At 72.3% G+C, this 16,052-nt stretch carries 20 protein-coding genes; all 20 read left to right on the forward strand.

The features are described from left to right. Positions 1 to 23: 23 nt before the first annotated feature. A complete protein-coding gene (locus HEP81_RS07880) occupies positions 24 to 464 on the forward strand; it encodes a hypothetical protein (protein ID WP_037661095.1) in 441 nt (146 codons plus the stop codon). Positions 465 to 737: 273 nt separating this feature from the next. Further along, a complete protein-coding gene (locus tag HEP81_RS07885; RefSeq protein ID WP_037661093.1) occupies positions 738 to 1,442 on the forward strand; it encodes a hypothetical protein in 705 nt (234 codons plus the stop codon). 26 nt (positions 1,443 to 1,468) lie between these two features. Next, on the forward strand, positions 1,469 to 2,227 hold the full coding sequence (locus tag HEP81_RS07890; RefSeq protein WP_037661092.1) for a hypothetical protein: 759 nt from the start codon (positions 1,469 to 1,471) through the stop codon (positions 2,225 to 2,227). Then, positions 2,224 to 2,871 carry a hypothetical protein gene (locus HEP81_RS07895; RefSeq protein ID WP_037661090.1) on the forward strand — a complete coding sequence of 216 codons (648 nt, stop codon included), beginning with the start codon at positions 2,224 to 2,226 and terminating at the stop codon, positions 2,869 to 2,871. The genes HEP81_RS07890 and HEP81_RS07895 overlap by 4 nt, the downstream gene beginning before the upstream one ends. Positions 2,872 to 3,192: 321 nt before the next feature. After that, positions 3,193 to 3,576 carry a hypothetical protein gene (locus HEP81_RS07900; RefSeq protein WP_037661088.1) on the forward strand — a complete coding sequence of 128 codons (384 nt, stop codon included), beginning with the start codon at positions 3,193 to 3,195 and terminating at the stop codon, positions 3,574 to 3,576. After that, complete coding sequence (locus HEP81_RS07905; RefSeq protein WP_037661085.1) at positions 3,573 to 4,376, forward strand: SPDY domain-containing protein; 804 nt, start codon at positions 3,573 to 3,575, stop codon at positions 4,374 to 4,376. Before HEP81_RS07900 ends, HEP81_RS07905 begins: the two co-directional genes overlap by 4 nt. 29 nt (positions 4,377 to 4,405) lie before the next feature. Further along, a complete protein-coding gene (locus HEP81_RS07910; RefSeq protein WP_037661083.1) occupies positions 4,406 to 4,762 on the forward strand; it encodes a hypothetical protein in 357 nt (118 codons plus the stop codon). Continuing rightward, positions 4,753 to 5,574 (forward strand): SPDY domain-containing protein, encoded by an 822-nt coding sequence (locus HEP81_RS07915; RefSeq protein WP_037661080.1) that lies wholly within the window; start codon positions 4,753 to 4,755, stop codon positions 5,572 to 5,574. The genes HEP81_RS07910 and HEP81_RS07915 overlap by 10 nt, the downstream gene beginning before the upstream one ends. A gap of 74 nt (positions 5,575 to 5,648) precedes the next feature. Then, positions 5,649 to 6,110, forward strand: a complete 462-nt coding sequence (locus HEP81_RS07920; RefSeq protein ID WP_190275962.1) for a hypothetical protein — start codon at positions 5,649 to 5,651, stop codon at positions 6,108 to 6,110. A 2-nt stretch (positions 6,111 to 6,112) separates the two neighbouring features. Further along, on the forward strand, positions 6,113 to 6,892 hold the full coding sequence (locus HEP81_RS07925) for an SPDY domain-containing protein (protein WP_037661072.1): 780 nt from the start codon (positions 6,113 to 6,115) through the stop codon (positions 6,890 to 6,892). A 22-nt stretch (positions 6,893 to 6,914) separates the two neighbouring features. Further along, a complete protein-coding gene (locus tag HEP81_RS07930; RefSeq protein ID WP_051850512.1) occupies positions 6,915 to 7,598 on the forward strand; it encodes an SPDY domain-containing protein in 684 nt (227 codons plus the stop codon). A 126-nt stretch (positions 7,599 to 7,724) separates the two neighbouring features. Then, on the forward strand, positions 7,725 to 9,515 hold the full coding sequence (locus tag HEP81_RS07935; protein WP_037661069.1) for a type IV secretory system conjugative DNA transfer family protein: 1,791 nt from the start codon (positions 7,725 to 7,727) through the stop codon (positions 9,513 to 9,515). Next, entirely contained in the window at positions 9,512 to 9,769 is a 258-nt protein-coding gene (locus tag HEP81_RS07940) for an XF1762 family protein (protein WP_243279328.1), read from the forward strand. Before HEP81_RS07935 ends, HEP81_RS07940 begins: the two co-directional genes overlap by 4 nt. A gap of 170 nt (positions 9,770 to 9,939) precedes the next feature. Then, on the forward strand, positions 9,940 to 10,161 hold the full coding sequence (locus HEP81_RS07945) for a hypothetical protein (RefSeq protein WP_037661158.1): 222 nt from the start codon (positions 9,940 to 9,942) through the stop codon (positions 10,159 to 10,161). A 193-nt stretch (positions 10,162 to 10,354) separates the two neighbouring features. After that, positions 10,355 to 11,497 carry an AAA family ATPase gene (locus HEP81_RS07950; RefSeq protein WP_037661066.1) on the forward strand — a complete coding sequence of 381 codons (1,143 nt, stop codon included), beginning with the start codon at positions 10,355 to 10,357 and terminating at the stop codon, positions 11,495 to 11,497. Next, positions 11,494 to 13,293: a hypothetical protein gene (locus tag HEP81_RS07955; RefSeq protein WP_037661063.1), complete on the forward strand. Its 1,800-nt coding sequence runs from the start codon at positions 11,494 to 11,496 to the stop codon at positions 13,291 to 13,293. The genes HEP81_RS07950 and HEP81_RS07955 overlap by 4 nt, the downstream gene beginning before the upstream one ends. Positions 13,294 to 13,527: 234 nt before the next feature. Continuing rightward, entirely contained in the window at positions 13,528 to 14,130 is a 603-nt protein-coding gene (locus HEP81_RS07960) for a hypothetical protein (RefSeq protein WP_037661062.1), read from the forward strand. A gap of 191 nt (positions 14,131 to 14,321) precedes the next feature. Next, positions 14,322 to 14,732: a hypothetical protein gene (locus tag HEP81_RS07965; protein WP_037661061.1), complete on the forward strand. Its 411-nt coding sequence runs from the start codon at positions 14,322 to 14,324 to the stop codon at positions 14,730 to 14,732. Between the two features lie 67 nt (positions 14,733 to 14,799). Then, positions 14,800 to 15,567 (forward strand): tryptophan synthase subunit alpha, encoded by a 768-nt coding sequence (gene trpA, locus HEP81_RS07970; protein ID WP_421673949.1) that lies wholly within the window; start codon positions 14,800 to 14,802, stop codon positions 15,565 to 15,567. Beyond that, positions 15,560 to 16,003 (forward strand): hypothetical protein, encoded by a 444-nt coding sequence (locus HEP81_RS07975; protein ID WP_037661060.1) that lies wholly within the window; start codon positions 15,560 to 15,562, stop codon positions 16,001 to 16,003. Before trpA ends, HEP81_RS07975 begins: the two co-directional genes overlap by 8 nt. Positions 16,004 to 16,052: the final 49 nt, after the last annotated feature.

The following is a 16,052-nucleotide window of genomic DNA, read 5'->3' on the forward strand; positions in this document are numbered from 1 at the left end:
AGCAATCGTGTGGAAGGAACCGCGTGCTCCCTCCGTCCTGGGAACATCAACCCACCCCCGCCACCGCCCCCGTCCCCGATCCGCTCACTCCCAACCGGGATATCACCCACGCCCACTTCCAGGCCGGGGACACCGTCATCGTCCTCAAGGGGTTGGTCGGCGGGGAACTGTGGGGAGACGCGATGCGCATCGTCGCCTCTTCCTGGCACACCCCCACCGACGAGGACGGCTGGCGACTGCGTGACGCGACCGGCGGCACCCAGTCCTACGTCACCGCCCACCCTCGCTACCTCGTGCACCTCTCGCGCCGCCGCTGCCCGGACTGCCTGATCTACCTGCGGGCCATGGAGGACACTCTCCTCGCACGGTTCGCCGGCCGCGATGAGCTGATCGACTGCGGCTGGTACACCACCACCGCCCTGGGCCAGCTCGTGCACACCGCCGATATCCGGGGCGGCCGATGACTTCCTCCACGCGCCGCCTTGGCCGTTGCGACCTGGTCCGCGAGCGCTCCCTGCTCTGCACAGCCCGCGACCTTCATCAGCACCAGTCAGCCGTCCGCCCGTCGAGCTGGGTGCGGTCGCGGTTCGCGCGGGCCGCCGAGCTGATCGCCCGCCGCCTCCACGCGATTCAGCAAGACCTGGACACCACTGCGGCCCGCCTGGCCCGCCCCCGGGCCGCCGCACCGGCCGCGCCCCGGCGCCCCGCCCACAGATCTCCGTAGGAGCAACGCCTTCTTGCCCCGCACCACCGACCGCTTCCTGGACATCCGCCGTGATGCGCACTCCGACGAACTCCTCGCCCGCGGCGGCGACCTTGAGGCACACAGCATTCTCCAACGCACGGGATTCATCGCGGTCGTCCGCCTCCACGAGACCTACCACCGCGCTCCCGCCGGCCTCACCGAGGCCGACGAGGCCCGTCTCGCCAGCGACGCCGTAGGGCGGCTTCGGGCCGCCGGGTACCACGTCGACTGCGACGCGCCCTTCGACACCGACGCCCGCCCCGCCCGCTATCCCACGCTCGGCGCGTCTCTCTCCCACCTCGCCGAACGCCTCCGCGAGGCCACCGACACCGCCGAGGCAGCCGGCATCCTCACCGAACTCACCGCGCCCCACGACGGCGTCCTCGCCGGGGTGGAGGAAACCCTCGGCGCCCTGGCGGAGTTCTTCGACGGCCTCGGCAACGCGAGCGATCCGCACACCGCCCGGCGCCTGCGCTACCTCGCCGACACATACGTCCGCGTCATCCACTCCGACCTCGCGCACACCCGTAACCAGCTGGCCGACCGGCACGCCCCTCACCCCGGCCGCCGCGCCTGCACCGGGCAGGTTCCCGACCACGAGCCCGAACGCTCCGCGGTGTGTGCCTGCCCGCCCCCGCCGCGTGCCCTGCCGGCCCCGGCACCGCCGCCCGTCGGTGCCACCCGCCTGCACCGCTGAGCCCCCTGCAACTGCCCAAGGACACCATGCACGACCACGACACCTCCGACCGCCTCGCCTCCTACGCCGACGTCCTCGCCGGCGAACTCCCCGGCACCTGGACCAGCACCCACCTGACGGCCGACGATAAGGACGACCTCGCCGACCTCGCCGACCGCATCTGGGACCTGGACCTGGTCGCCGCCTCCCTCGCCGAACACCCCCTGCAGCATGCAGCCGTCCTCAGCCGCCCCGACGGCGCCCAGCTCGCCCTCCTGGATCGGCACGACGGACGCGACGGCTCCCTCCTCGCCGCCGTCGCCCCGCGCGCCCTGCCCGACGAGGCGTACCGCGCCGTGCCCGAGCCCAACGGCATCGCCCTGGCGGACGACCCCTTCCTGAGTGCCGAGCAGGTCGCCGGCGATCTGCTCGCCCGCTACGACCGTGCGCTCGCCCAGGCCCGGCACAACGCCCTGGACGGCATCCAGCCCTCCCAGCCGGACCGGGTCGTTTTGACCTGGCAGCCGGACGGCAGCGTCGCCACCGCCCCCGCCGACAACCGGGCCGGCACGATCCTCCTCGCCCACGGCTTCATCCAGGACCCGCACAGCGGCATCTACCGCCTGGAGGGCGACGACACCCAGGCCCAGGCCCGCGCGCTGCGCGAGATCGGCCCGCGCCTCGACGCGCTCGGTATCGGCACCGCCCTCCAGCACCCCGCAGCCCGGACCGCACCCACCTCAGCCCCGGCATCCATGCCTGCGGCCCCCGCCGGCACCCGCACACCCACCGCCAGGACGCGATGACCCAGGCGGAGCCCGACTTCTGGGTCCTGGAGTACGTCACCATCACCAAGGACCCCCGCACCGGCCTGGTCGTGGCCATCGGCGGCACCGAGCAGGCAGCGGACATCCTCCAGCGCACCGGCGGCTTCCTCTCCGCTGCCGGTCCCCGCGGGGACTACCACCGTCTTCCGCACGGCTTGCCCATCGAGCAGCAGCGCCTGAAAGCGACCACCGCCTCGCACGCCCTGCTCGCCGCCGGCCACAGCGTCCACCTCGACCCCACCCTGAACATGCTGACCACGCCCGACGGCGAACGTGAGGCGGCCCTGCGCTACCTCACCCAACTCGCCGAGCGCGCCTCGGCCGCCAAGACGAGCACCGCGGTAGCCGAGGTCCTGACCGAGGTCGCTGCGCCCGTGCACGGGCTGCTGCCCTTGACCAGAGAAGTGATCCTCCGCGCCTGGATCGCCGCCAATGATCTCCAAAGCACCGCATCTGGCGAGGAACCCGAGCCCATCGCACGGCTCGGCAGCACCGCCACCTCCCTGAGCGAGGCCGCGCGCGTCATCCGGCACGCCCGCAACCACGCCGCCCACCCGACGCAGCCGCCGACCACCGCACCCGCACCGGGCCGCGCCCAGCCCCCGGCATCCCGCCGGCACTGACCCCGCAGACGGCCAGCTCGCCCTCGTACCTCGCCTCGGCCCGCCGCGCCCTGTAAGACACCCGAGCGGTCTCGGCGTCATGCCGGGGCCGCCCGCCCCGACTCCCGGAGACACCCGTAGCAGCCCGCACCGTCCCGCCGATCAGTTACCGGCTCAAGCCCCGCCTCGCGACCGCCCTGTTCCGCCGCTATCTGCGCGCCTGCATTCCCACCGGCCCCGACCGCGCCACCCCGCTGGCCGGCGCCCGCCCGGAGGCCGTCCTCACCGAGACGCAGCGCGTCGGGCAGCGCCACCCCTGACCGTCCACCGACCCGGAGGAGCATGTCCCACCCCGCCCCCTACCCGGTGAGGCTGGCCGACGAGATCACCCGCCAGCTCGGCCAGCTCGCCGACCACCTCTCGCAGCTTCCCCCGCCCCAGGCCGCGCAGGTCATCGCCCGCGTTCTCGACCCGGACGCCGGAGTCCTCGTCGGCGTCACCCACCTCGTCGCCACCGGCAGCCACTTCGCCAAGGACCAGGCAGAGCGCGGCGCGCTCCCCGCGGAGGTGTGGCTCGCTCTGGGCCGTGCCTCCAACGAACTGCACGACATCACCCTCGACCTGGACGAACACCAAGACACCCTCCAGCGCGTCGGCACCCAGCCCGCCACCACCGCGGTGGAGCCCCCCGTGCCCGCACCGCTCGTCGTGCGGCGGCGCCGGTGAAGAAGAAGCAGTGGCAGGGCTGGGGACTGGGCGAGCAGGCCGAGCAGCACTACCTCGTCCAGCCCCGTGCCCTGGCCGGAGGGGGCGACATCCGGCACGTCTCGGAGTTCCTGCGCGCCTCGGGCTGGCGGGACAAGTCCAAGACGGGCGGCCCCCTGCACATGGAGAGCCCGGACCGCGCCGTCCGCGTCGCCTACGACCCCTACGTCCTTCCCGGCGGCTGGGCCATCCACGGCCGGGCAGATGGGGCAAACGGCGAGTGGTCTGCGCACCTGGGCCGGCAGACCCCGGTGGAGATCATCGCGGGGCTGACTGACCAGCTCACCCGGCCCCGCTCCGCCCACGCTCCGAACGTGTGGGCCCCGCTGCAGGAGCAGCAATGGCACGCACGCCGGGAAGGCCGGCACCACATCGCGACCAGCCCCGACGGGCTCGCCTGGATGCACTTCCGGCAGGACGCAGACGGCCGCGCCCTGTGGTGGGCGGGCGCCCGGGACGGACAGGGCATCGGCTGGACCGCGCAGTTCACGTCGACCACGCCGATGCACCTGGTGCAAGCGTTCTCGGCCGCGCTCGCCAGCCCCGAGCCCGTCATGCGCCCGCGCGGACGCGTCCCGCACAGCGCACAGATCACGGTCACGTCGGTCTCGGTCCTGCCCTCCCAGCTCAGCGCCTGGCAGCAGGCCCGCATCACGGCCGCCCGGGCCGCCGCCTGGGCCCGCAACAGCGTCCGAAGCACCCGGCCGCGCGCCACTACCCGTCCTCACGCCGCCGCCGGCGGCGCACGAACCCGCCGCTGACCACCACACCCACCACCCCGAGGAGCCCGATGCCCGCACTCACCCCGGACACCATCCGCGCCGCGACCGACACCCTGTGCCGCCTCACCGAATACCTGCGCGAAAACCCCGACCCCCAGGAGGCGCTCGCTCTCGTCGAGCCCCTCCTCGACGAATACACCGGCCTGCCCATCCAGCTCGGCGACACCCTGCGCGCCCTCGCCCGCGCCGTACAGAGCCACCCGAACACCCCGCGCAACGAGAAGATCAGCGAACTGGTCACCGAGCTGCGCGCCGCGGCGTGGGTGCAGACCGACCAGCACACGCTCCAGTACGTCCTGGACGAGCTGCGCAAGGCGATCGTCAGCGCCGCATCGAGTGAGCCGGGTTGCGGTCGGTGCCGCTAAGCGAACGGCAGCTCGCCGCCTTCGCCGACCAGCACGCCTGGCGGATCCCCTTCGACACCAACCCCCGCCACCTCGCCGGCCCCGGGGATGCCCGCCACGTCACCCACGGCCTGGCCGCCGCAGGATGGGCCACTGTCTCCGACCCGCTCAGCGCCGAGATCGTGATGGCCAGCCCCGATCACCGCTACCGCCTGCAGTTCGACCCGCAGTCCGCCACCTCCGCCTGGTGGCGGCTGCGGGCCGCCCACGGCGTCAACGAGCCCGGCTGGTACGCAGAGTTCGGTGAACTCGTGCCCGCAGAGGTCCTCGCCGGCTTCACCGACGCCCTCATCGCCCCGCCGCCACAACAGCCAGATCCGTGGCAGCCGGTGACCTCGGCTAACTGGACCCGCGACTCGGACGGTACGGCGCGCTCGCCGGACTCCATGTGCCACATCGAGCTGCGCCCGCTGAGCGAATTCAGTGGCCGGTCGTCCTGGCACGTTGAGACCTGCGAGCCCCGTGACGGGCAGTTCCCGGGCCCGCGCATCTGGCACGCCTATTTCGACGAGGACGTCCCCGTCCACCTCGTCGGATCGTTCCTCACCGCGCTGGTCGACCGCAGCCCGCTCCAGCGCGGCATGTACGACCGCACCGGCCACTACAGCGCCGTGCAGGAGCCCAGCCCGCTGCGCCCGCAGCAGGTGGTCGACGCCCACACCGCCCGTATCGACTCGCTCCGCGCCCGGGCACGCTCCGCCCGCAGGCAACAGCCGAAGCCCGTGACGGCCCCGGCGCCGGCCCACACAGCCCAGCCGGCCGCCCGCCGCTGAACCGACAGGACTCCTTTCCCATTTCCGCCGATCCCCGCGCCCACCGCGCTCTCCTTCGTCACCTCGACCATTACGTGAGCGACAGCAAGAAGATCCTCGACGCCTGGGACGCCTACTCCGACGAACACACCGACCTCGACGGCTGGCCCTACGACGACCACGCCTACGGAAGACGCGCCAGCCAGCGCGACGCCGACACCGCCGAGGCATTCGAGCCGCTCCGCTACGGCGCCCGTCACCTGCTGGCCACGGCCGAAACGCAACTGGCCCAGCTGCCGGAGACCCACGTGCAGAGCCGCTGGGTCTACCAGCTGGGCGTCCTGCGCGACGCCCTCCCCGCCACCGCCAAACCCGGCACCCCGGACTTCGACGACGCACTCGCGGAACATCACGCCGAATCGTGGAGCTACCTCGACGACTGGGCCACCCACGGCAAGGCGCTCCGGGAAATCAACACGGCCGCCCGCAAAGCCCCTTCACCCCTGGTCCCCGCCCCGGCCACCGCGCCCGGCCGGCGAACTGCGACACGGATGTGAACATGCCCCCGGCCCCCGAGACCGTCGAGGTCGACTTCATCACCCCGCGCCACCTGGCCGGCGGCGGTGACCCCGCCTGGATCACCGTCCCCCTGCACCGCGCCTGCGGCTGGAGCCACGGCAACGACCCCCTGATGCCCCGCGTCATCCTCTCCAGCCCCGACCAAAAAGCCCTCCTTCGCCTGGAACCCGACCCCGACGGGCAGTGGTGGACCCTGCACCACGCCCAGGAGCCGGACCGGCCCGCCTGGTACGCCAGCTTCGGCGCCCGTACCCCGGTGGAACTGATCGCCGCGGTCACCGACACCCTCACCGACCCGGCCCCCGCAGCGAGCACACCTTCGGACCCGTACGAGCCGCTTCGGCAGGCTGGCTGGTGGCCCGCCCACGCGGACGACGGCTTCGTCTCGCCCGACGCCACCGCGTTCGTCCAACGCACGGGGAGCCCTGAGGATCCGGGCGCATGGTTCGTCACCGCCATCCTTGGACCGGACCGCCCGGTGTGGCAGGCCCGCTTCAGCGAACACGCGCCGCCCCACCTGATCACGGCATTCACCAGGGCCCTCGCCAACCCGGAACCCGTGCTGCGCACCGACGGTCCGCGTGCTCTTGCGACCCGCGATCCGGACATCGTCACCCGCAACACCACGGACGTTGCCGCCGCGGACGTCGCCGGCGTACTCGAAGAACGCGTCCGCCGACTCGCCGGCCGCTCCACCCCGTCCCCGACACCGCTCCCGACAGACCTCGCGCCCCAAGCCAACCGGGGCCGTGTCCTCTGAACCGCACTCCGCTGGATCCCGCTTGACCGAACACACTGTCCTGGTCGCCCCCCGTCACATCGCCGGCGCCGGGGAGGCCAGCATCGTCACCACGCACCTGCGCCAGCACCACTGGCGCGACCTGCTGGAGCCCGGCGGCCTGCGTACCTACCTCGAAAGCCCCGACACCACGATCCGGCTGTGCCTGGAGCCCAACCCGGAACGGCCCTGGTGGACCGTGGTCGGCACCCCGCCCAGCGGCGAACTGTGGCACGCCACCTTCGAGGCCCGAACCCCCGCCGAGATGGTCCTCGCCTTCGCCCAGGCCCTGACCCACCCGGACCGCGTGCCCGGCGAAGACCCTTTCAACGTTCTGACCGACGCGGGCTGGACCCGCCCCTACGCCCGGAACCCGTACTACAAGCGCCAGTCACCGGATCAGCTCGCCCTCTGGGACCTGCGCCGGGACGACGAGGTCACCGGCTGGTACGCACGCTGCCGCGTCTACGGCGAACCGCTGTGGTCCGCCGTGCTCAGCGCCCACACCCCCCGCCCCGCGGTCACGGCGTTCGCCACCGCCCTCGCCGACCCCAGCCCGCTGCCCCGGTCACCCGACGCCATCCCCACGGCCGCCCACAAATTCCTCACCCACCGCACAGCCGTCCCACGTCCCACGACGGAGCTTCCGGTCCGCCCGCATCCCACGCCGGCCGTCCGCATCCGCTGACTCCTGGCTTTCCCGCCTCGTCCGCGGCACTCCCCCGCACCACCGCCCGACGCCCTTCCCGGCATCGAGACCGCGCCGAGCCGGTGAGCACTCCCGTCCAGTAACTCCCCTTCCGGAACAGCCCTCTTGACCCAGTCCTCCTCCAACACCGGTGATGGCTACGACATAGCCTTCAAGATCCTGCTCGGGATCCTCGCCGTCACCCTCCCCCTGTCCAACCTCGCCTGGCTCGGCGGCCAGATCACCTCCTGGGCCACCGGCTCCGGGCCCGGCGCCCCCTACCAGCCCGTCCAGGCGCTCCTGCACCCCGCCCGGCTCTGGCCCCGCCTGGGAGAAACGTCCCTCCTCATCGGCACGCGCATCCTGCCCGCCGCGGTGCTGCTCGCCCTCGGGATCACCGCCGTCACCCTCTACCAGCGCTACAAGGCCGGCGGGGGGCGCACGAAGCGCGTCACCGGCATGGCCAAGCGGTCGGACGTCGAGCCGCTGATGACCAAGGCCGTGACCGCCAAGGCCCGTTCGCTGCGGCCGAGTCTGAAGGATGCCAAGCGCATCGAGGCCCGCGACACCGGGGTCCTCCTCGGCAACCTCCAGGGCACCAAGCATGAGGTCCGTATGGGGTTCGAGGATGTCGCCGTCGCCATCATGGCGCCGCGCTCGGGCAAGACCACCTCGCTCGCGATCCCCTCCATCCTCAACGCCCCCGGTGCCGTGCTGCTGACCTCGAACAAGGCAGCCAACGACGCCTTCACCGCCACCCTCGACGCCCGCGCCGCGGTGGGACGGGTCTGGGCGATGGACCCGCAGCAGATCGCCCACGCCGCCCGCGAGATGTGGTGGAACCCCCTGGCGGACGCCAAGACACTCGACGGCGCCGGGCGGCTGGCCGGCCACTTCCTCGCCGCCTCCGTCGACGCGAGCCAGCAGGGCGACTTCTGGTCCAAGGCCGGCAGCAACGTGCTGAGCCAGTTGTTCCTGGCCGCCGCACTGGACGAGCGGCCCATCACCGACGTGATGCAGTGGCTGGCCTTCCCCGCCGACCGCACCCCGCTCGACATCCTGCGCGACCACGGCTTCACCGCGGTCGCCGCCCAGCTCAAGGGCACGGTCGAAGGCCCTCCGGAGACGCGCGACGGCATCTACGAGACCGCCCGCCAGTACGCCGCCGCCCTGCTGAACTCCGAGATCGCGGCCTGGGTCACCCCGCAGAAGGACATCCCCGAGTTCCGGCCGAGCGAGTTGGTCACCTCCACCGACACCCTGTACCTGCTGTCGAAGGACGGCGGAGGCGGAGCGTCCGCACTGATCGCCGCGTGCGCCGACTCCGTGATGCGGGCCGCGACCACGCAGGCCGAACGCGCCGGAGGCAGGCTCGACCCGCCCATGCTCGCGATCCTCGACGAGGCCGCCAACGTCTGCAAAATCTCGGACCTGCCGGACCTGTACTCCCACCTCGGCTCGCGCGGGATCATCCCGATCACCATCCTCCAGTCCTACCGCCAGGGCCAGAAGGTATGGGGAGACGCGGGCATGGACGCCATGTGGTCCGCCGCAACCGTCAAGGTCATCGGCTCCGGTATCGACGACCCGGACTTCGCGGACAAGCTCAGCCGCTTGATCGGCGACCACGACGTGGAGACCACGTCCACCTCGTACTCGGAGTCAGGGAAGTCGACCTCCGTCAGCATGCGGCAGGAGCGGATCCTGCCTGCCGACGCCATCCGCGCCCTGCCCAAGGGAACTGCGCTCTGCTTCGCCACCGGCATGCGCGCCGCCATGCTCGACCTACGGCCGTGGTACCGGGAGCCCGGGGCGGAGGAACTGTCCGCGGCGTCCGCCCGCGCGTCCAAGGCGATCACTGCCCGTGCCATCGCAAAGAACGCGCCGACGCAGTCCGACTACGGGACGGCGGCATGAGCGAGGGCCGACTGCACCTGGGCCCGGTCCGCTCACGCCAGGCGAAGGACTTCGTGCGCACCTGGCACCGCCACCATCCAGCGCCCGCAGGGCAGATCTTCGCCGTCGGCGCCGCCGACGAGACCGGCATCCTGCGCGCCGTGGCCATCGTCGGCCGGCCCGTGGCCCGCCATCTGGACGACGGCGCCACCCTGTTGGTGCATCCGGCTATCAGAACGTGCGGAAAGGCGAGTCAGGTAGCTGCGGGGCGGTGAGGCCCGCCCTGGAGCATGCCGGCAGTCATTGCCCGTCGTTCGTGGTCCAGCCACGCGCCGTTGATGTGCTGGAAGCTCCGGGCCCGCCTCGCCTTCGCCCAACACCCCACCACTTTCCCGCCACCACCAAGAGGAGATTCGCCTTGCCCGAAGCACCAGTGGAGCCGTTCATGACGATCCGGCACGCCATCACCGGCGAGATCACCACCACCGGCTACAACGCCGCCGCCCGGCGGATCCTGCTCCAGGCCGGCTTCGAAGAGACGCCAGGCTGCGCCTGCCGAGCGACGGAACCCGGTAAGGAGCGGACGCACGGGCCTGCTCGGCAGCCAGCGAGCTGCTCATCGCCGGCCATCCCCTGCACCTGTACCGAGCCCTCGGTCGGCCAGTGAGCGCCGACGCTACGCCCCGGTTGGGCCGGTCGCCGATGCCGGCACAGTCCGTGACCGCTCCGAGAGCGGCCAGCCTCTCCAGCGCATCGCCAACCCCGCCCGCACCCGCACCCGTTGAAGGGGCCTCGTTTTGACCAGACCCGGAACGCCTACCCGTCCAGCGCGCACCAAGGGCGGCGAACTACGGGCCAAGGTGGCCCGACTGCTGGCCGACCTGCCGGCGGACGCGCTGACCATCGGGGACATGGCCAGGCAGCTGGGCCACTCCCACGGCGCCGTCCGCAACGCCGCCCTCACCCTGGTGCGACGCGGCGAGGCCGACCAAGGCGGAAGCAGACAACCCGAGTTCCGCGCGAACGCGAAAACCGCCGCAGCCGCGCAGACCGCTGTGATCAGCCCACCGGGCACCCACTCTCCTCGTGCCCAGGCGGCCACGCCCCGTACGACCATTCCCGCAGCAGCCACGTCCAGGCAGACCGGCCCGATCCGCCGCGCGGGGGGCCAGCTCTACCACCCCCGGGAGCTGGCTGATCTGCCCGACGTCGAGGCGTTGAATCGCCTGCGCGACGCCGACGTGCCGGTGCTGCTCTACGGCCCTCCGGGCACCGGCAAGACGAGTCTGGTCGAGGCGGCGTTCCCGGACCTGCTCACCGTCGCCGGTGACGGCGACACCACGGTCGGCGACTTGATCGGCGAGTACACACAGGACGACGCGGGAGCCTACGTCTTCCAGTACGGTCCGCTGGTCACCGCGATGACCGAGGGCCGCGCCCTGCTGATCGACGATGCCACCTTGATCTCACCGAAGGTCCTGGCGGCGCTGTATCCCGCGATGGACGGGCGCAGGCAGATCCAGGTCAAGGCCCACAAGGGCGAGACCATCAAGGCCGAGCCGGGCTTCTACGTGGTGGCGGGCCACAATCCCGGCGTCCACGGCGCGGTTTTGACGGAGGCGCTCGCGAGCCGGTTCAGCGTGCAGATCCAGATCGGCACGGACTATGACCTCGCCCTGGCGCTGAGGATCGATGCCCGGGTGGTCCGGGTCGCCCGACATCTCGCACACCAGGTCGAACTCGGCGAGCTGGGCTGGGCCCCTCAACTGCGAGAGCTGCTCAGCTACCAGAAGACCGAGGCCGTCCTCGGCACCAAGGCCGCGCTCGCGAACCTGGTCGGCATCGCTCCTGTGGAGGATCGCGACGCCGTCGCCGCTGCCGTCATCAAGGCTGTCGGCGTCAAGGCGGTCGCGCCCCTCACCCTCGGCAAGCAGCTCTCCGCCTCGGCCGTCCGGCAGCCCCCGGGCAGCACCGGGGCCGCGCACCGGGGCCGCTCGCGATGAGCGCCCACCACCACGTCCAGTCCCCCGCCACCACGCCGGGCGACGACGCCGACCTCGCGCGATGGGACGACGACGGCGCCCCGCCCGCGCAACCCCGTTCCTCCCCGGCCGCGTGGCTGCGCGTGGGAGCCGAACTCGGCGATCGGCTGGTCGCCCTCTCCGGCCGCCAGGACCTCCTCGTCACCTGCCGCCCCGGCACGCGCAGCGGCGCACCGGCCGCGTTCTTCCCCACGCTGGGCGAGGTCGAGTTCGACGCCGGCCTGTTCGCCCCGCTGAAGCCCCACGAGGTCCATCCGCGGATCGTGGGCGACGAGGAGCGGTATCCCGCCGCCTGGGGAGTGTTCGTCCACGAAGCCGCGCACGCGGCCCACTCCGTCTGGACGGCGCCTGCCGGAGCGGACCCCCGTGTCGTCGAGGCCGCGCTCCTGCTGGAGGAGAGCCGTGTCGAAGGCGCACACCTGATCACGCGGCCCACGGACCGCACGTACCTGCGCACCAGTGCCCGAACCCTGGTCATGCCCGACATCGCCCACCCCACCTTCCAGGGCGTCGAGCAGGCCGCCGCCGTGGCGGCCCTGGTCCTCGGCCGCCGTGACGTCGGCATCCTGGACGCCGGCGAGACCCGGGCCGTCGCCGATCTGTGCGAAAAGGTGCTGGGCGCAGACCTGCTGGCCGCACTCACGCGCATCTGGACCGCAGCCCACCAGTGCGCCGACCACGACGCCACGACCATGCTCGCGCACGCTCAAAAATGGTGCGACGCTCTGGACACCGCGGCCCCCGCCCTGCCCGTGCCGGAGAACCTCACCGATCTGCTGTCCGGCGCCGTGGGGGTCGTCATGGACCACGCGGCAGCCACCGACGCCGCCGACCTTGCGGCACAGGCCGCAGCGACCAACGCCATGGCCGCGCGGTCCAAGGCGCAGGCTCAGGACCGCGCCGAGCGGGCCGGCCAGCGACGCAGAGCCGCCGCCACCGCCAAGTCGGTCTTCAACGCCCGTGGCACCACCGTCACCCCCGACGGCACACCGGCGCCCTACGGCAACCCGGTCACCGGCACCCGCAGGCCCACCGCCGCCGAGCAGAGTGCCGCCGCGCGCCTGAGCCGCGCCCTGCGTGCCGCCGCCTACCGCGAGCGGACCGAGGAGCGGACCACCAGCCCCACCCCGCCCGGCCGCCTCAACATGCGCGCGGCCCTCGCCCGCGACGCTCAGCGCGCGGCCGGGTCGGTCCCTACCGCGGAACCGTTCACCCACACCCGCCGCCGGAACTCCCCCACCCCGCCGCTGCGTGTGGGTATCGCCGTCGACGTCTCCGGCTCCATGCGTGCCGCCTGCGCGCCCGTCGCGTCCGCTGCCTGGATCGTGGCACGCGCAGCAGCCCTGACCGACCCCGACTCCCTTACCGCCACCATCGCCTACGACAGGCACCTGACCGCGCTGATCCGGCCCACCCACCGGGCGCCAGAGCGCGTGACGACGTTCGATGCCAACGGCGGCCACCACAACCTCGGCGACGCCATCGACGCACTCGACCACGGCCTCGAACTCAACCGCCCCGGCGCCGGCCGCCTCCTCGTGATCGTCACCGACGCCCGGTACGGCAGCGACGAAACCGCTCAAGCCGTCACCCGCGTCAAGCAGCTCACGACCGCCGGCTGCGCCGTACTCCAACTCACCCTCACCGCGAAGTCCCACCACTTGCCGGGGACCACCTTGCTGCACCTGTCCCAGCCCTCCAGCGCTCCCGTCGCCATCGCCAAGGCGGCCACAGACGCCATCCGCAGGACACGCTGAGACGACGCAGAAGGCGGAAGCGTCCCCGAGACCACCGCCAAGCACTCCAACGGCTCCCTGCACTCACCACCGCCCGACCAACCAGCAGCCCGATCACGAGCGCGGCACGCACGGAGACCGTTGGTCGTCCCCTTTCCTCCCATCTGCTGCACGCCCTGACGTTTCAGTCAGTCCGTCCCAGCGCGCCGCTGGCGCCCCTCCCGGCCTGCAGCCCGCCGAACCCCTTGGACCACCGTGTCTCTTCTGGACTTTCCCGATGTATTCATCGGGTCCACCGACGACGGACACACCTTCGTCGTCCTCAACCGTCGCATCCGCGACGCCGATCTGCTGCTTACCGAGGCCGGCTTCCTCCCCCGTGAACACCTCGGCCGCAGGCTCTACCTGCTGCCACCGGGCACCGCGCAGGAGGCACACGAGCGCGCCGGAATGGCGATGTACGGGCTCCTAGCCCACACACACGACCTCATCGACCTTTCCTGGACGACACGCTGGAGCCCCGACCATCGGGCAGTCGACCCAGACCTTCACTTCCAGTTCGGTGACGGCACCGTTGCGGTGACCGCCAAGACCACCAGCGCCCGTTCGCTCCTGGAGCAGCACGGCTTCGCACCCACGGCAGGCGGCTCGCTCTACCGCCCGCAGGAGGGGCTGGACGAGCGCGGACTGCTCGGCATCGTCACGGCTGCCGAGGCGCACGCATACGCCCACGGTCTCAGCGCGCGCGTCCAGCTCGGCATCCCCACACCAGCCGACATCCCCGCCAGCGCCCGTCGCCGCCCGACTGCTGGCACCGGCCCGCAGACCACGCCCTCGGTCCGTCGCCGCACCCGCTGACGACCTTCGCAGACGCCATCACCGCCATCCGAGGAGTTACCACGTCCTCCGACACCCCCACCGTGCATGCTCTCGCCCGCGCTCTCGCTGACCAGCTCCACCCCGGTGCCGCTCCCCGAGACGTGACCGTCAGCTTCGGTGCCCGCCGTCAAGCCCCCATCGAATACCGCAGCCGAGGTCGGGGTGGGCCCGTGACGGTCTACGCCCAGGCACTGCACGCCGCCCTCTACGGCCTCCCCACGCAAGACGAGCCGTTGCCCGCCGCCTTGGACGCGCTGCTGCAGGCCACGCACACCGCGACCGCCCCGGAGCAGAAGACCGCAGTCCTGCGGCAGGTCGCCGAGCAGCTGCGCAATGCCGCCGAGATCATCCAGCGCTACCAGTACCGAGCCCAATGGGACCGGCTCCCCGACGACGTCGCCAAGCAGCTCGCTGACGCCCACGACCAGGCCCAGCAGATCGCCCAGGCCCTCGACCGGGTGGCTCCCGCCTTCAGCAGCCCGCCCACCGCGGACAACGCACCCGGCCAGCAGCCCACTCACGGCCGGAACGCCAGCGCTCCGGTGCCCTCCCCGACTTCACCGGCCGCACGCCACCGCTGACCTGCAGCGACAGCCCGCCTGCCGAGAAAGGCACCCCCTGGCCACCACTGATTCCCTTCGCACCATCCTGGCCCAACCCCCATGCGCGCTGGGCGTGTTCGTTCCCGCCGGATTGTGCCCACCTCACGTCGAGCGCCGTCAGCTCGACCAGATCGCACGGGCAGGTGCCGACCTGTTCGAGGTCGGCCTCGCCCACCATGACGCCAGCCTCGACGGACCCGTCATCCAGGCGGCCTACCGCCGCGCCCTGCAGCACGCGAACGTCTTCGACCATACGGTCCGCACGGTCGAGCATGCCGCGCGCCTGCGGCCGACCGTCGTCATGACCTACTGGGAACCCGTCGGCCGACACGGCCCCGAGCGCCTGGCCCATCTGTTCGCCGACGCCGGTGCCGCCGGCGTGATGGTCGTCGACCTGCCCGACCACCAGGCAGCCCGCTGGCAGGACGCAGCGAAGTCCGCGAACCTTCACACCCCACGCCTCGTCCCGCGCCACAGCGCTGACACCGACCTCGCCAGGGTGATCGCCGGCGCGTCGGGATGGCTCTACGCGCCCGCAAGCACGGCTCCCACCGGCTACCGCGGGCCGCTCGACATCCCGGCTCTCGCCGACTTCACCGAGCGCCTGCGCGCCGCGAGCCCCCTGTCCGTGGTCTCGGGCGTAGGGATTTCCACCCCCGCCCCCGCGGCACGCGTCGCTCCGCTGGTGGATGCCGTCGTCATCGGCACCCCCGTCGTCCGCGCCCTGACCACCGACCCCGAGCGGGCACCAGCATTGACCGCCGCGTTCGCCCAGGCCCTCAACCTGCACACCGTCATGGAGACCCGTGCCTGACCCCATCAACCCGGCCCTGGCCCGGATCACGGCCGACGCGTTCACGCTGCGCCGGGCCCTGCGCGCCCGCCCCGCCGAACAGGCGCACACTCTGGCCGCTCGGATCACCGAGGCCCAGCAACTCGCTGGCACCGCCCTGCGGCTGTTCCTCGACCTAGCCCCGCACGCGGCGCAGTCTTCGCCCACGGACCTGCTGCTCCTTGACCGAGTCGCGCAGATCGCCAAGGCCGCCCAGGACGCGGGCGCCGAACTGACCGCAGCCCTTGCCCGCGCCGTAGAGAACCGCCGCCGCCAAGCCGACGCCAGATCAGGACGGGTCGTCCTGGTCGGCCCGTCACCACAGCAGTTCATCGAGTCGGCCGTCGACCTCCTCGACCGCATCCCAGCCCTCTACCACGCCATATCCCGCGACCGGCTGATTTCCTTCATCCGCTGATGCATCGGCGGCAATTAGGGCACACCCCAATTCCCCCACCCCTCAGGAC

Source organism: Streptomyces griseofuscus (assembly GCF_014673495.1).
Taxonomy (GTDB): domain Bacteria; phylum Actinomycetota; class Actinomycetes; order Streptomycetales; family Streptomycetaceae; genus Streptomyces; species Streptomyces murinus.

Bases quoted from the DNA above. Each gene is read 5' to 3' on its own strand.
- HEP81_RS07890 (WP_037661092.1), top strand. From the start codon at position 1,469: ATGCACGACCACGACACCTCCGACCGCCTCGCCTCCTACGCCGACGTC.
- HEP81_RS07910 (WP_037661083.1), top strand. From the start codon at position 4,406: ATGCCCGCACTCACCCCGGACACCATCCGCGCCGCGACCGACACCCTG.
- HEP81_RS07955 (WP_037661063.1), top strand. From the start codon at position 11,494: ATGAGCGCCCACCACCACGTCCAGTCCCCCGCCACCACGCCGGGCGAC.
- HEP81_RS07895 (WP_037661090.1), top strand. From the start codon at position 2,224: ATGACCCAGGCGGAGCCCGACTTCTGGGTCCTGGAGTACGTCACCATC.
- HEP81_RS07925 (WP_037661072.1), top strand. From the start codon at position 6,113: ATGCCCCCGGCCCCCGAGACCGTCGAGGTCGACTTCATCACCCCGCGC.
- HEP81_RS07940 (WP_243279328.1), top strand. From the start codon at position 9,512: ATGAGCGAGGGCCGACTGCACCTGGGCCCGGTCCGCTCACGCCAGGCG.
- HEP81_RS07945 (WP_037661158.1), top strand. From the start codon at position 9,940: ATGACGATCCGGCACGCCATCACCGGCGAGATCACCACCACCGGCTAC.
- HEP81_RS07900 (WP_037661088.1), top strand. From the start codon at position 3,193: ATGTCCCACCCCGCCCCCTACCCGGTGAGGCTGGCCGACGAGATCACC.